Source organism: Pseudarthrobacter sp. WHRI 8279 (assembly GCF_040224115.2).
Taxonomy (GTDB): Bacteria; Actinomycetota; Actinomycetes; order Actinomycetales; family Micrococcaceae; genus Arthrobacter.
In genome coordinates this window covers 2,557,456-2,572,385 of record NZ_CP168162.1, presented here as the reverse complement: position 1 = coordinate 2,572,385, position 14,930 = coordinate 2,557,456, and the positions used below count along the sequence as shown (strand labels likewise).

The 14,930-nt window shown below is 65.2% G+C and carries 13 protein-coding genes and 1 tRNA gene; 7 read left to right on the top strand and 7 right to left on the bottom strand.

Features of this window, described 5'->3' with window-relative positions:
* Positions 1–160 precede the first annotated feature (160 nt).
* Genes ABRP28_RS11835 through ABRP28_RS11825 form a run of 3 tightly spaced genes read left to right on the top strand, consistent with a single transcriptional unit; the run spans position 161 to position 3,268 of the window.
* Entirely contained in the window at positions 161–1,729 is a 1,569-nt protein-coding gene (locus ABRP28_RS11835) for an NCS1 family nucleobase:cation symporter-1 (RefSeq protein WP_350003020.1), read from the top strand.
* Between the two features lie 10 nt (positions 1,730–1,739).
* A complete protein-coding gene (locus ABRP28_RS11830) occupies positions 1,740–2,483 on the top strand; it encodes an aspartate/glutamate racemase family protein (RefSeq protein ID WP_350003018.1) in 744 nt (247 codons plus the stop codon).
* Positions 2,484–2,506: 23 nt separating this feature from the next.
* Positions 2,507–3,268 carry an SDR family oxidoreductase gene (locus ABRP28_RS11825; protein WP_231454017.1) on the top strand — a complete coding sequence of 254 codons (762 nt, stop codon included), beginning with the start codon at positions 2,507–2,509 and terminating at the stop codon, positions 3,266–3,268.
* 69 nt (positions 3,269–3,337) lie between these two features.
* On the opposite strand, the gene ABRP28_RS11820 is transcribed toward ABRP28_RS11825, so the two are convergent.
* Positions 3,338–3,715 (bottom strand): sterol carrier family protein, encoded by a 378-nt coding sequence (locus ABRP28_RS11820; protein WP_350003015.1) that lies wholly within the window; start codon positions 3,713–3,715, stop codon positions 3,338–3,340.
* A 126-nt stretch (positions 3,716–3,841) separates the two neighbouring features.
* Between ABRP28_RS11820 and ABRP28_RS11815 the strand changes: the two genes are divergently transcribed.
* Positions 3,842–4,213: a VOC family protein gene (locus tag ABRP28_RS11815; protein WP_350003013.1), complete on the top strand. Its 372-nt coding sequence runs from the start codon at positions 3,842–3,844 to the stop codon at positions 4,211–4,213.
* A 49-nt stretch (positions 4,214–4,262) separates the two neighbouring features.
* Here the strand turns inward: ABRP28_RS11815 and ABRP28_RS11810 are convergent, their stop codons facing one another.
* Together ABRP28_RS11810 and ABRP28_RS11805 are read right to left on the bottom strand one after the other, a co-directional pair.
* Positions 4,263–5,279 (bottom strand): asparaginase, encoded by a 1,017-nt coding sequence (locus tag ABRP28_RS11810; RefSeq protein ID WP_350003012.1) that lies wholly within the window; start codon positions 5,277–5,279, stop codon positions 4,263–4,265.
* Positions 5,280–5,315: 36 nt separating this feature from the next.
* The gene (locus tag ABRP28_RS11805; protein WP_350003011.1) at positions 5,316–6,923 is read right to left on the bottom strand and encodes a molybdopterin-dependent oxidoreductase; all 1,608 of its coding nucleotides are present in this window, start codon (positions 6,921–6,923) and stop codon (positions 5,316–5,318) included.
* Between the two features lie 110 nt (positions 6,924–7,033).
* Here ABRP28_RS11805 and purD point away from each other — a divergent pair, with 110 nt between their 5' ends.
* A complete protein-coding gene (purD, locus tag ABRP28_RS11800) occupies positions 7,034–8,350 on the top strand; it encodes a phosphoribosylamine--glycine ligase (protein ID WP_350003062.1) in 1,317 nt (438 codons plus the stop codon).
* 1 nt (position 8,351) lies between these two features.
* Positions 8,352–9,290 carry a phosphoribosylaminoimidazolesuccinocarboxamide synthase gene (locus ABRP28_RS11795; RefSeq protein WP_350003009.1) on the top strand — a complete coding sequence of 313 codons (939 nt, stop codon included), beginning with the start codon at positions 8,352–8,354 and terminating at the stop codon, positions 9,288–9,290.
* A gap of 35 nt (positions 9,291–9,325) precedes the next feature.
* Here the strand turns inward: ABRP28_RS11795 and ABRP28_RS11790 are convergent, their stop codons facing one another.
* The gene (locus ABRP28_RS11790; RefSeq protein ID WP_350003007.1) at positions 9,326–10,591 is read right to left on the bottom strand and encodes a helix-turn-helix transcriptional regulator; all 1,266 of its coding nucleotides are present in this window, start codon (positions 10,589–10,591) and stop codon (positions 9,326–9,328) included.
* A 133-nt stretch (positions 10,592–10,724) separates the two neighbouring features.
* Between ABRP28_RS11790 and ABRP28_RS11785 the strand changes: the two genes are divergently transcribed.
* Complete coding sequence (locus tag ABRP28_RS11785) at positions 10,725–10,940, top strand: hypothetical protein (RefSeq protein WP_231454009.1); 216 nt, start codon at positions 10,725–10,727, stop codon at positions 10,938–10,940.
* A 106-nt stretch (positions 10,941–11,046) separates the two neighbouring features.
* On the opposite strand, the gene ABRP28_RS11780 is transcribed toward ABRP28_RS11785, so the two are convergent.
* From ABRP28_RS11780 to ABRP28_RS11770, 3 genes are all read right to left on the bottom strand, one after another.
* A tRNA-Pro gene (locus ABRP28_RS11780) sits at positions 11,047–11,123 on the bottom strand.
* A 78-nt stretch (positions 11,124–11,201) separates the two neighbouring features.
* Positions 11,202–13,028 (bottom strand): ABC transporter ATP-binding protein, encoded by a 1,827-nt coding sequence (locus ABRP28_RS11775; RefSeq protein WP_350003004.1) that lies wholly within the window; start codon positions 13,026–13,028, stop codon positions 11,202–11,204.
* The gene (locus ABRP28_RS11770) at positions 13,025–14,845 is read right to left on the bottom strand and encodes an ABC transporter ATP-binding protein (RefSeq protein ID WP_350003002.1); all 1,821 of its coding nucleotides are present in this window, start codon (positions 14,843–14,845) and stop codon (positions 13,025–13,027) included. The genes ABRP28_RS11775 and ABRP28_RS11770 overlap by 4 nt, the downstream gene beginning before the upstream one ends.
* Positions 14,846–14,930 lie beyond the last annotated feature (85 nt).

Below are 14,930 nucleotides of genomic sequence, written 5' to 3'. Positions count from 1 at the left end.
GATTGTGACCGGCCGCTCCTTTGCTTCCTTGACCACAGGTGATCCAGGTCATACTCTTATTCCACTAAGCAATATCTACTTTTCGCAATGTGGAATAACAGAACCGATCCTCCCGGACCAGCGCTCACCACTGCGAATCCTTCCAGAACCGGAGATCCCCATGCAGACCCCTCCACCGGTCGGCGTCGAAAAGGCTCCTGACCTGACAGCGCCGTCAGACTCTTCCGCCCACTCCGCCACAGGCGTCGAAGCTCTTTGTGAATCAGCCAGCGCAGCATCAGGCCAGGCCATCAGCCCCACCCTCTACAACGTCGATCTTGCCCCCACCAAACGCGCCGGCCGGAGCTGGTCCGGCTACAGCATCTTCACCCTCTGGGCCAACGATGTCCACAGCCTCGGCAATTACGCCTTCGCCATCGGACTCTTCGCCCTGGGGCTCGGCGGCTGGCAGATCCTGCTGGCCCTTGGGATCGGAGCTGCCCTGCTCTTCGGCCTCCTGAATCTCTCCGGATTCATGGGCGTCAAGACCGGCGTTCCCTTCCCGGTGATGAGCAGGATCAGTTTCGGCATCCGCGGCGCCCAGATCGCCAGCCTCCTCCGCGGCGCGGTCGCCGTCGCATGGTTCGGCATCCAGACCTACCTCGCGTCCGTCGTCTTCCGCGTGATGCTCGTGGCAATGTTCCCGGGCCTTGGAGAACTGGACAAGGACTCCATCCTGGGATTGTCCACCCTGGGCTGGATCGCCTTCGTCATCCTTTGGGTTGTCCAGCTGGTCATCGTGAGCTTCGGCATGGAGATGATCCGCAAGTACGAGGCCTTTGCCGGTCCCATCATCCTGGTCACCATGGCCGCCATCGCCGTCTGGATCTTCATGGAAGCGGGCGGCGCCATCGCCTGGTCCTCGGACAACGCCCTCGAAGGGCCCCAGATGTGGCTTACCATCTTCGCCGGCGGCGCCCTCTGGGTCTCCATCTACGGCACGTTCGTCCTGAACTTCTGCGACTTCACCCGCTCCGCCGTCTCCAAGAAGGCCGTGGTCCGCGGAAACTTCTGGGGCATCCCCATCAACATGCTCGTCTTCGGCGCGATCGTCGTGGTGATGGCCGGCGGGCAGTTCAAAATCAACGGAACCATCATCGAGAGCCCCTCGGACATCGTCCAGACCATCCCCAACACGCTTTTCCTGGTCTTGGCCTGCCTGGCGCTGCTGATCCTGACCATCGCGGTCAACCTCATGGCCAACTTCGTGGCCCCGGTCTACGCCCTCACCAACCTTTTCCCCAAGCACCTGGACTTCCGCAAGGCCGCCTTCGTCAGCGCCGTCATCGGCCTGGTCATCCTGCCCTGGAACCTCTACAACAATCCGCTGGTGATCGTGTACTTCCTGGGCGGCCTCGGCGCCCTCCTCGGCCCCCTGTTCGGCGTCGTCATGGCTGATTACTGGCTGATCCGCCGCGGCAAGGTCAACGTCCCCGAGCTGTACACCGCATCGCCGGACGGTGCCTACTACTACAAGAACGGCGTCAACCCCAGGGCCATCATCGCCATGGTGCCGGCCGCCGTCCTGGCGCTCCTCATCGCCTTCGTCCCGGCGCTGGCGGCAGCAGCACCGTTCGCCTGGTTCTTCGCCGCCGGCATCGCAGCCGCTGTGTACTTCTTTATTGCGGACCGCTCGCAGCGGCTCGAAGACCATGACGGCGAGGCCATCGCCGTCGCCAGCAAACACTAAGGAGCCCCTGATGCGCATACTCGTTGCGAACGTCAACACCACCCAATCCATGACGGACTCCATCGCCGCTTCGGCACGCAGCATCGCGGCACCGGGCACGGAGATCGTGGGAATCACACCCCGGTTCGGGGCGGACTCCTGCGAAGGAAACTTCGAAAGCTACCTGGCCGCCATCGCCGTGATGGACGCCGTCACTTCCTACGCCGAGCCGTTCGACGCCGTGGTGCAGGCCGGCTACGGCGAACACGGACGGGAGGGGCTGCAGGAACTCCTCGACGTCCCGGTGGTGGACATCACCGAGGCCGCCGCCAGCACCGCCATGTTCCTGGGCCACAAGTACTCGGTGGTCACCACCCTGGACCGCACAGTTCCGCTCATCGAGGACCGGCTGAAGCTGGCAGGACTGGACGCGCGCTGCGCCTCCGTCCGTGCCAGCGGCATGGCTGTCCTTGAACTTGAGGAGGAGCCGGAGCGCGCCGTGGAAGCCATTATCAACCAGGCGATGCTTGCTGTCAGCCAGGATAAGGCTGAGGTGATTGTGCTTGGCTGCGGCGGAATGGCCGGGCTAGATGAACAGATCAGGCAGCGTGCCGGAGTGCCGGTGGTGGACGGCGTTGCGTCTGCCGTGGCCATCGCCGAATCCCTGGTCCGCATGCGCCTGTCCACCTCGAAGGTGCGGACGTACGCTGCGCCGCGGCCCAAGACCGTCATAGGCTGGCCGCTGAACAGTACGGGCGTGCCGGCCGCCCTTTAGCACCACATCCCAAGGAGAACAGCGTGAACAATACCCCTTCCGCCGTACGGGTTGCCGTCGTTACCGGAGCAGGTTCCGGCATCGGGCGGGAGGTGGCCCGGCAGATGTTGGCCGCAGGATACCGGGTAGCGCTGGCGGGCCGCCGGGAAACGCAGTTAAAGGAGACGGCAGACGATCACCCCGAAGCGCTGGTGGTGCCTTGCGACGTCACCCGGCAGGACGACGTCGAGCATCTTTTCGACGCCGTCCGCCGCCGGTGGGGCCGGGTGGACGTCCTGTTCAACAACGCTGGCGTGTTTGGCCCGGCAGCCAGTGTGGATGAAATTTCCCTGGAGGACTGGAACGCCACCCTCGCGGTGAACCTGACAGGATCCATGCTGTGCGCCGCCGCCGCGGTCCGGGCCATGAAGGCGCAGGACCCGCAGGGCGGGCGGATCATCAACAACGGCTCCATCTCGGCGCACTCACCCCGTCCACGGACCGTGGCCTACGCCGTCACCAAGCACGCCATGACCGGCCTGACCAAAAGCATCGAGCTGGACGGGCGCGGCTTTGGGATCACGTGCGGGCAGATCGACATCGGCAACACGGCCACGGACATCATGGACACCATCGGCGTGGGCGCGGGGGCGCTGCAGGCAGATGGCAGCCGCCGGGTGGAGCCGACCTTCCCCGTGGAGGATGCCGCCCGCGCGGTCCTGATGATGGCCAACATGCCGCCGTCCGCCAGTGTTGGATCGGTGGTTGTCACCGCGGCAGGGATGCCATTCATCGGCCGCGGCTGACCCTTGAATTCCCAGATATGCAGGGTTCCAGGGCTCGGAAGCCTGCAGATCTGGACAAAAACTCGGGGGTTAGAGCGGGAGGAGTGCCGAGAGGTCCGCGCGGAGTCCGGAGGCGGCGACTTTGTGTGCGGCCACCGCGTCTGCCCAGCCCAACTGGCCTGTGACCATCGCAAGCCAGGTGGCGGCGTCGCACTCTATGACGTTGGGCGGGGTGCCGCGCGTGTGCCGCGGCCCTTCCACGCACTGGGTGACGCCGAAAGGCGGCACCCGCACCTCCACCGAATTGCCCGGCGCCCGCGCGGTGAGCTCCTCAAGTGTGTAGCGCACCGCAGTTGCCAGGACGGTTCGCGGAACAGGAACGTCCGACGACGGTTCGGCGGCTTCGCGCCACGCCTCCACCGCGGCGGCGCCTTCCCGGGGGTCGATCCGGCGACGGGCTACAGCCATGTTTAGGCCCCTTTCCTAGGGATGCAGCGGCAAAGGGAATCAGAGTACCGCGGATACTGAACAGGGAAGGAATTGGGTGGGGGAGTACGATCTGTAGCACCTCGTCACAAGGGAAAGGAACAGACCGTGCAGCTCGGCGCTTTCTCAGTAAGCCTCAACGTCAAGGACATCGCCGCTTCAACGGCCTTCTACGAAAAGCTTGGATTTACGCGTTTTGCCGGTGACATCACGCAGAACTGGTTGATCCTGAAAAATGGCCAGGCTGTAGTGGGTCTGTTCCAGGGAATGTTGGAGCGGAACGCCCTGACCTTCAACCCCGGCTGGGACCAGGACGCCCGGCCGCTGGAGTCCTTCACGGACGTGCGCGACCTCCAGCGCGAACTGCAGGGCAAGGGCGTCAATTTCGCCAGCGAAGCGGAGGAAGGAACAACCGGGCCGGCGAGCTTCATTGTTGTTGATCCGGACGGCAACCCGGTGATCGTGGACCAGCACGTGTGACACGTTAAGTCCAGGAGTCCCAACCGAAAAGCATCCAGCCCAGAAGCACCTAGTCCAGAAGTGCTGACACTGCCGGGCCAAGGCGGATCTTTCCCACCGGCCGGCCGCCGCCCAGTACGGGATCAACCACCCTCTCCAGGACGCCGGCAACGGCGGGGATATCCACCGCGCCCGCCGCGGCCAGGAGGGTCAGGGCCACCAATGAGGTGGCACGCACGTTTCCGTCCAGGATCTTCACGGCTACGGAGACTCCCTGCGCTGTGGCCATGGCCAGCACGCCCTCCGCGCCGATTTTGGCGATAATCTCCAGCTCATCCATGACCAGTGTGTTGGCCTCGCCGACGCCCTGGACGGCCCAGGGGTAGTCCAGCATGGAGGTGGCGATGGTGGCGGCGCGGGCGCTGAAGCTCTGGTCGCCCGGCGCCTTTGCCAGTTGCGAGTACCCCCGGGCAAGCCCCTTGAGGGATACCGCGGCAACCGGTGCGCCGCAGCCGTCAATGCCCAGGTGCGCAATTTTCTCGCCGGTGTATTCCTCCACCACGGTGCGGACGCGCTGCTGCAGGGGGTGGTTCGGTTCCAGGTAGCTGTGCGTGTCCCAGCCGTTTTCCGTGCAGGCCCAGAGGAACGCCGCGTGCTTTCCGGAGCAGTTAAACGCCAACCTGGACTTCCCCTTTTCAGAGCGGACCAGCCAGGTGCGGGCCGTCTCGTCCTGCGGCCAGGCCTCCGGACACTGGAGCTGGTCCTCCCGGACCCCGGCGGCTTTAAGCATTCCCGCCACCACGTCCATGTGGTCCAGGGAGCCGGTGTGGCTTCCGCAGGCAACAGCCACCTGCGCGCCCCGCAAAGGCACGCCGGACTGCATGGACGCAAGGGCCTGGAACGGCTTAAGCGTGGACCTGGCAAGGATGGGCGTGTTGATATCGCCCAGTTCGGTGACGACCGATCCGTCCGCCGCCAGGAGGACGGCCGAGCCGATGTGCCGGGATTCCACAAAGCCGCTGCGTTCGACGACGGCCAGTTCCACGGCGGAGTCCACGGTAAAGGTGGCATGGGGGTTGTGGGGCATGCTGCCAGTCTATGGGTCGCCCCACTGAATGCCGCGTTACTCCACGGTGACCATCACGGACTGCCAGCCGGACGCGCCGTCGGGTACGGGGTCCGCGCGCTGCTCCGTCTGGACCTCACCGGTGCCGTCGGTGGCCCGGACCTTGATGTAATGCTGCCCCGGAGCGGCGTTCCACTGGTAGGACCACTGCCGCCAGGTGACCAGGGACGCCTCTGTGGACAGCTCGGCCTCCATCCAGTCGCCGTCGTCCACCTGGATCTCCACCTTGGTGATCCCCCGGGTCTGTGCCCAGGCGGTGCCGCCCACGGCAACCTTCCCGGCTGGTACCTTGGCGAAGGACTTGGGCACGTCCACCCGGGCCATGGTCTTGATGGGGCCGCGTTCGGACCAGCCCCGCTCGGTCCAGTACGCCTTGCTGTCGGCGAACCGGGTGACCTCCAGGTCCACCACCCACTTGGTGGCGGACACGAATCCGTACAGGCCAGGGACCACCATCCGCACCGGGTAGCCGTGCTCCAGCGGCAGCGGCTCACCGTTCATGCCGATTGCCAGCATTGCGTCCCGGTCGTCCTGCAGTACCTCCAGCGGCGTTGAGGCGCTGAAGCCGTCGATGGAGGTGGAGAGGACCATGTCCGCGCCGTCCTTGGGCCGGGCGCGCTTGAGCACTTCCCGGAGGGGAAATCCCAGCCATTTGGCGTTGCCGGCGAGGTTGCCGCCCACGGGGTTGGACACGCAGGTGAGCGTCACATGGGATTCGATCAGGTCGGCGTCGAGCAGGTCCTGGAAGGTGAGCCGGACTTCCTCCTCAACCATGCCGTGGACGCGGAGCTCCCAGTCCGCCACGTCGATTTCCGGCACGCTGAGTGCGGTGTCGATGCGGTAGAAGTCGCCGTTCGGCGTTACCCAGGGCTGCACCCCGGGCACCGGAGACTGGACGCCGGCAGGAACGGGCGGCGCCGCCTTGGCAGGCACTGGCAGCTGCAGGGCATCCCGCGCCTGGAGGATATTGCTGCGTGCAGCACCCAGCAGCCGTCCGCCAGTTGCGGCCAGGCCGGCGGCGGCTGCGGTGATTCCAGCAGCCGCGAAAAACCTGCGGCGGCTGGTTGCGGCGCGGGGCGTCGCGCCCGGCGCGGCCCCTGCATCAGGGGAGTCTCCAACGGCGGAACCGGCCGCCGCTTCCGGCCACGCCTTCGTTGCCGGCACCCTGTTGACCAGGAACCGCAGCACCAGGAGGCCGGCGAAAGTTCCCACCACCGTAGGCAGCGCTTCATATGCCCCCACGCCGGCGCGGGTCACAACGCTGGCCACAATGACGGCGCCCATGAACAGGACGCCAAGGACACCCAGCGCCCATTTCCGGTGGGCCACCACCCCCAGCACGCATGCCAGCGCTGCAATGGTCAAGCCCATGCCCACGAAGAGCGCAACCTTGTCATTGGTGCCGAACGTGGCGATGGCGAAGTCCTTCAGCCAGGAGGGCGTGAAGTCGATGAAGGTTGAGCCCAGGGCGATCACCGGCGTTGCGCGGGCAGTGAAGAAAGCCCCGAGCAGTTCGGCCACGGCAAGGACGACGGCGGCCGCCACCACGCCTGCCAGCGCCGCCATAGCAGTGGGTCCCCGGAACCAGTTCTTCAGCTTCTCCATGAACGCTATTCGGAGCGGACCGGGTCCGGGATTGTCTCCTTCGCCGGGCGCGGCATCCACCGTGACACAGCTTAGGAGCCTGCAGGGTGCACAAAGTACCCTTGGAGACTGTGAAGGTACTCGTCATTGGCCCTGGAGGCCGCGAACACGCCATTGTCCGCTCCCTGCTCGCCGACCCCAACGTGTCCGAGGTCCACGCAGCTCCCGGCAACGCCGGTATCAGCAAACTGGTCCCCACGCACAAGATTGACGGCAATGATCCCGACGCCGTCGCCGCACTGGCCACCAGGCTGACGGTGGACCTGGTGGTGGTTGGCCCCGAGGCTCCGCTGGCCGCGGGTGTGTCCGACGCCGTTCGTGCGGCCGGCATCCCGGTGTTCGGTCCCAGCAAGGCCGCAGCACAGCTGGAGGCGTCCAAGGCGTTCGCCAAGGAAATCATGGCGGAAGCGGGAGTGCCCACCGCCATGGCCATGGTGGCCACCAACGCCGAGGAAGCCGAATCGGCCCTCGATACCTTCGGGGCACCCTACGTGGTGAAGGATGACGGGCTCGCCGCAGGAAAGGGTGTGGTGGTCACCAAGGACCGCGGGGAAGCACTGGCCCACGCACAGTCCTGCTTCGACGCCGGCGGCTCCGTGGTGATCGAGGAGTTCCTGGACGGTCCCGAGGTTTCGCTCTTTGTCCTCTGCGACGGCCACAACACCGTGGCGCTTTCACCCGCCCAGGACTTCAAACGGATTTTCGACCGGGACGAGGGCCCCAACACCGGCGGCATGGGCGCCTACACACCGCTCGAGTGGGCACCGGAAGGCCTGGTCCAGGAAGTCATTGAACGCGTGGCCCAGCCCACCGTCAACGAGATGGCCCGCCGCGGCACCCCGTTCGTGGGCGTGCTGTTCGTGGGGCTGGCCCTCACCTCCCGCGGCACCCGCGTCATCGAGTTCAATGTCCGCTTTGGTGATCCGGAAACACAGGCCGTGCTGGCACGGCTCAAGACCCCCCTCGGCGCCCTGCTGCTGGCGGCCGCCAAGGGCGAACTGGACAAGGCAGAGGAGCTGCGGTGGGCCAAGGAAACTGCCGTCGCCGTCGTCGTCGCGTCCGAAAACTATCCTGATACTCCCCGCACCGGGGACCGCATCCGCGGGCTCAAGAAGGTGGAGGAGCTCGACGGCGTCCACGTCATCCATGCCGGCACCGCCTTCGACGAGGAGGGCAAAGTGGTGTCCGCGGGCGGGCGAGTGCTCGCCGTCGTCGCCCTCGGCAGCGACCTCGTGGACGCGCGCGAAAAAGCGTACGACGGCGTGGAGCTGGTCCAGCTAGAAGGCTCGCAGTACCGCACGGATATTGGCGGCAAAGCCGCCCGCGGGGAGATAAAGGTCCCCTCCACTGCCAGCGCATCCCTCCACGGGACCAAGACGAAGGCCTGATATGAGCAACGATCCAGCACCCCGCGGTTTCAACACCAAGACCCTCGAACTTCCCGGATGGACGCACGTCTACTCGGGCAAGGTCAGGGACCTCTACGAGCCGGCTGACGAGGCCATCCTGCAGCGTATGGGCCAGGACTGCGTGCTGGTGGTGGCCAGCGACCGGATCAGCGCCTTTGACCACGTCCTGTCCTCCCTGATCCCGGACAAGGGACGCATCCTGACGCAGCTCAGCCTGTGGTGGTTCGACCAGCTGGACGTGGACCACCACGTCCTGGGCTCCACGGTGGAGGACGGCGTCCCGGCCGAGGTGGAGGGCCGGGCCATGATTTGCAAGAAGCTGGACATGTTCCCGGTGGAGTGCATCGCCCGCGGCTACCTCACAGGCACCGGCCTGCAGGAGTACAAAGCCTCCGGGACAGTGTGCAGCATTCCACTGCCGGAGGGGCTGGTTGACGGGTCGCGCCTGGACCGCCCGCTCTTCACGCCATCGGCCAAGGCCGAGGTTGGCGAGCATGACGAGAACATCAGCTACGATGCCGTGGTGGCCATGGTTGGCGACGATATTGCCGGGCGCCTGAGTGAGCTGACGCTCAAGATCTACAGCACCGCTGAGAAAATTGCCCGGGAGCGCGGAATCATCCTGGCGGACACAAAGGTCGAATTTGGCTATGACCCGGTCTCGGGGCTCATCACCCTGGGGGATGAGGTGCTGACGCCGGATTCGTCACGCTTCTGGGATGCCGCCACCTACCAGCCGGGACAGGCACAGCCGTCCTACGACAAACAGTATGTGCGCGATTGGCTGACGTCTGCTGAGTCGGGCTGGGACAAGTCCTCGGATACGCCGCCGCCGGCGCTGCCCAACGAGGTTGTGGACCGTACCCGCGGCCGCTACGTCGAGGCCTACGAGAAACTTACGGGGAAAACCTTCGCCTGACGGAGCCCCAGCTGCTCCCGGCGGATGTGGTGTGACTAGCTGGCCTTGGCAGCGGCTGCCGCGCGCTGCTGGGCCAGTTTTATTTCCAGGACCGCGTCCATGGCCTGCTGGACGCGGTCAGCTGCTCCTGCCGCGCTGAAGGCCTTCTGGGCTTCCTCGAGGTGCACCAGGGCTTCCTCGGATTCGCCTGCGGCCTTGAGTGACTTGCCCAGCAGCAGCGACACTTCACCGGCGGTGTGCTTTGCCAGGCTGGCGCGCTCCGCATGGATCTCGCGGAGCTTCTCGACGGCGGCAACGATGTCCCCGGTCAGGTACAGCCAGCGGGCGCGGATGAAGGCGACCTCCAGCTGGTCCGATTTGTTGCCGCCCACGATGGACAGGGCCAATTCGGCCCTCTCGATCGAGGACAGTGTTTCCGGTTCAACGATCCCTGAGGACAGGCGAACCGCCGCCGAGGCCTTGTTGAACCGGGCCCACAGTTCGATGTCGTTGGCGGGGGAGAGCAGCCGGGCTGCCCGTTCATGGTGCTTGATACCCTCCTGGTAATCGTGCCGCATGAAGGCGACGTTGCCGATCACCCACGCCACTTCGCCGGCGAGCTGGGACATGGAGTGCTCGTCCACGTGGTCGATCATGGCCTGGCAGTATTTCCACGCCTCGTCGAGCCGGCCGCTTTCGGCAAGCGCACCGATCAATGCCCGGTGGGCGCCGATAATGAGCGTGGAACCCTTCGGCAGCTGCGAACACAGCCGTACAGCTTCCATGGCGTGCTCCACCGCCGCGCTCAGCTGGCCCTGGCCCTGGGAGATGCCTGCAAGCATCTGGCGGGCCCGTACAGCGAGGCCCGCCGATTCGGTGGCCATGGGGTGCTCCAGCAGGTGCTGCATGATCCGCTGGCATTCCTGCCAGTTGCCCTGCTTGATGAGGCACTCCGCCTGCATGTACGTCATGTTCCACCAGGCGCTGGTGTTCCTGCCTTCGAGGGCTATCTTGGCGGCCGTGGCTGCGTGGCTGGCCGCCAGCTGATAGTCCCTCAGGTCCCACGCCTGCCGGGCATACAACCCGGCGAGGACGTACTCGGCATCGCTTACTGAGATGGGCTGGCTCCAAGCCTCCAGCGCCTTGGGTGCCAGTTCCAGCCTGCGTGCCAGTTCCTCGATGACCTCCGCCGTAGGTTCCCTGCGGCCGGTCTCAAGTAGTGAAATATAGCTAGGGGAGTACAGGTCCTTTCCCAGTTCCGCCTGTGTCAGCCCCCGTTCGAGACGCTCCGCGCGGAGCTTCTCCCCGAATCCGTTGCCCACGGGTTTTCCTCCTTTTCCGGACGGTCTTCGTACAAAATGCTTGACAGTCCCTGTGGAAAACATTTTACAATGTATGTCAACAAGGACAGTGCTGGCTTTGTAACGAATCCGACTCGTATTGAGGAACCCATTTATGTTGAAGAAGATCGCAACCGCGGCCGTACTGGCAGGCGCCCTTGCTTTTTCTGCGGCGGCTCCAGCTGTCCTGTCTGCCGGTTCCCTCGGGGACTCTGCCGGAACTTCGGTAGCCGTTGGAAACTGGCCTGACCCGATGTCCAAGAAGACCAAGGACAAGAGCATCGATACCTCGTACACCACGTACGTAGGCAACTGGCCTGACCCGATGTAAAAAGCTTCCTCACACCAGGAGGCGAGGATGGCCCCGGAGCGCAAGCTTCGGGGCTGTTTCCTTTAAGACAAGAAGAGGGCCTCCATAAGGAGACCCTCTTTCTTTTTGGTCGGGATGACAGGATTTGAACCTGCGACCTCTTCGTCCCGAACGAAGCGCGCTACCAAGCTGCGCTACATCCCGATCCGCTGCAAAAGCAACTTTACAAGGATAGCCGATGCCGGGGCCCGATGCGAAATCCCGCGAACTGCTGCAACGGAATCAGACCAGCGAGTCCTTCCAGGCTCCGTGGAGGTCGGCAAACCGCCCGCCCCCGCCAATGAGCTCGGCCGGGCTGCCGTCTTCCACGATCCGGCCGTCATGCACCACCAGCACCCGGTCTGCGGTCTCCACCGTGGACAGCCGGTGGGCAATGATCAGGGCCGTCCTGCGGGCTGCCTCCGTGCCCGCCAGGAGCCGTGCCAGGCCCTGCTGCACCAGCCTTTCGGAGGGAATGTCCAGGGAGGACGTGGCCTCGTCCAGGATCAGCACGGCCGGACGTGCCAGGAACGCCCGCGCAAAGCTGATGAGCTGCCGCTGCCCCGACGAGACCCGACCGCCGCGCTTGTTGACGTCGGTGTCGTAGCCTTCCGGAAGTTCCATGATGAAGTCGTGGGCGCCTACGGCTTTGGCCGCTTCCTCGATTTCTGCCCGGGACGCCTCGGGGCGGCCCAGGGCGATGTTGTCCGCCACCGAGCCGCTGAACAGGAATGCCTCCTGGGTGACCATGACAATGTTGCGGCGCAGGTCCGTGGTTCCCAGGTTGCGGACGTCGACGCCGTCGAGCGTGAGGGAACCGGAGGAGACGTCATAGAAGCGTGCAATGAGCTTTGCCAGCGTGGACTTGCCGGCGCCCGTCTGTCCCACCAGGGCAACAGTCTGGCCCGCGGGGATGTGGAGGTCCAGGGTGGGGACGATCAGCGGGCCCTCGCCGTAGCGGAACTCCACTCCGTTGAAGTCGATGGCTCCCTTGGCCTGCTTCAGGGGGACGGGATTCTTGGGCGGGCGGACCGTCGGCACCTCCTCCAGGAGCCCCGACACCTTCTCGAGCGCGGCCTGCGCGCTCTGGAAGGAGTTGTAGAACATGGCCATCTGGTCCACCGGCTGGAAGAACCGCTTGGTGGAAAGGATAAGTGCCAGGAGCACACCCACCTCCAGGTCACCGGCCAGGACGCGGAAGCCGCCAAAGAGCAGCACCACAGCCACGCAGACGTTGCCGATCAGTACCAGCCCCGGCTGGAAGATGCCGTTGAGGTTGATGGAGCGGACGGTGACCCGCCGGTAGTCCTCAGCGAGCTGGCCGTAACGGCCGGAGTTTTCCTGCTCCTTGCGGAAGGCCTTGACGGCGCGGATGCCGGTCATGGTTTCTACGAAGTGCACAATGAGCCGGGCGGAGACCACGCGGGATTCGCGGAAGGCGATCTGGGAGTGCTTCTGGTACCAGCGGGCCAGGAAGAACATGGGCACGCCGGCGGCCAGCACCAGCAGTCCGCTCCGCCAGTCCAGGGCGAACACGGTAATGGCGGTGAAGACCATGAACAGCATCCCTGACGCCAGCGAGCTGACGCCGGAGTCCAGGAGTTCGCGGAGGGCTTCGAGGTCCGAGGTCTGCCGGGCGATGATCCGGCCCGACGTGTATTTTTCGTGGAACTCGAGGCTCAGCCCCTGGGTCTGGCGGAAGACCCGCAGGCGCAGGTCCAGCAGCATCGCCTGGCTGAGCTTCGCGGTGGAGGTGACATACAGGGCCGTGAGCCCCGCCGTCGCAATTGCTGCAAGGAGGTAGGCGGCACCTGTGAACACCAGGGGTGCGTTGTCCCCTGCCTGCAGGGCGGGGAGGGCCCGGTCGATGCCAAAGGCGATCAACGCCGGCCCCGCCACCCTTGCGGCCTGGGAGAGGACCACCATGGCGATGGTCAGCCAGAACCGGAGCCGCACCGGGCGGATCAGTGACCGCAGCAGTGCCAGCGACCGCCGTCGGACTGCCCTGCTGTCACTCTTGCTGAGGTGGGCATTGTCTTCATTGGCAGTGCCGAAGGAGGCGGTGCTCATCGGGTGACCTCCGCTTCCTGGATCGCTGCTTCTTCCTTGAGGTCCGAAAGTTCCGAGTCCAGGTCCCGCGGTTCCTGGTCCAGGCTCGCAATGACGTAGCGGTAATGGTCATTGCCCGCCAGCAGTTCCGTATGGGTTCCGACGGCGGTGATCCGGCCTTCCTCAAGCAGCGCCACCCTGTCCGCGAGGGCCACGGTGGACGGCCGGTGGGCAACGATCAGGGTGGTGGTGTCCTTCAGGACGGCGCGGAGCCGCGTCTCCACCAGTTCCTCCGTGTGGACGTCCAGGGCGGAGAGGGGGTCGTCCAGCACCAGCACGCGGGGCCGGGCCGCGATTGCCCGCGCCAGGGCGATCCGCTGGCGCTGACCGCCGGACAGGCTCAGGCCTTCCTCGCCGATCAGGGTGTCCAGGCCCTCCGGCAGGGAGTAGGCGAAGTGTGCCTGGGCCACATCCAGGGCTTCCTCCAGGACGGCCTCGCTGCGGTCCGGGGCGCCGAGCAGCACATTGTCACGGACGGAGTTTGAGAACAGGGTGGTGTCCTCGAAGGCCACGGCCACGATCCGGCGCAGTTCCTCCACATCAAAGTCCCGCAGGTCCACGCCGTCGATGCTGATGGAGCCGCCGGTGACGTCATACAGCCGGGGCACCAGTTGGATGAGTGCGCTCTTGCCGCTGCCCGTGATGCCCACCAGGGCCATGGTCTCACCGGGCCGGACGTCCAGGCTGATGTTCTCCAGGATGGGCTTGTCCGGGGCATCCTCGTAGGCAAAAGTGGCGTTATGGAATTCGAGGGAGCCCGCGAGGTTGTCCGGCCGGCGCGGTTCCGGGGGGCTGGTAATGGTGTTGGCGGAATCCATGACTTCGTAGTGGCGGTCGACGGCGGTCTTGGCAGTGAGTGCCATGGCCAGCAGCATGCCGGAAAATTCCACGGGTGAGGCAATGACGGCCGCCGTGGCAAAGAACGCCACCAGTGCGCCGATGCTCAGTTGCCCGCTGGCGCAGAGCATGATGCCCACCACCAGGCCTGCGCCCAGGGCAAGTTCCGGCAGGAGCGTGACCACCATGGTGAACAAGGCCTGGTGGCGCGCCTTGTCGATCTCTGTTTGGCGCAGTTCTTCGGCTTGTTCTTCGAAGTTTTCCAGTGCTTCCCGGCTGCGGCCGAAAGCCTTGAGCACCCTGATGCCGTGCACTGACTCCTCCACCGTGGTGGCCAGGTCACCGGCCTGGTCCTGGCTGCGGCGGGCCACCTTGCTGAAGCGGGTGCGGAAACGGAAGCTGTACGCCATGATGGGCACGGCTGCCGCCAGGAAGATCAGGGCGAGCTGCCAGCTCATGGCGAACATGACGGCAATGCCGATGATCACGGTCAGCGTGGTGACCACCAGCATGATGGCGCCAAAAGCCATCCAGCGGCGCAGGAAGTTGAGGTCCGTCATGGCGCGGGAGAGGAGCTGGCCTGAGCCCCAGCGGTCGTGGAAGGAGACCGTGAGCTCCTGCAGGTGGTCGTAGAGCGACACACGCATCCGGGTTTCCACGGTGGTGGCCGGGTTGATGACGAACTGGCGGCGGAGGGCCACCAGTCCCGCCTCGGCTATGCCCAGGACCAGGATGATTCCGGCTGACACCCAGATGGCCTCCGTGGCGCCGCCCGGCCGCAGCGACTCGTTGACCAGCACCCGCAGGACCTGGGGGATCGCCAGGGCAACGATACTGGCCAGCAGCGCACACACCAGTCCCAGCAGGAGCCGTGGAATGATGGGCCGGACATGGGGATAGAGACGACTGATCGATCGAAAAAATGATGATTGCTTGGCCATGCCCGCTTCTCAAGCTCTAAAACGAATGTAGTTTCCCGTAGCAACTACCCTATGCCATGGACGTGAGGCGGTTCACAGGAATTTC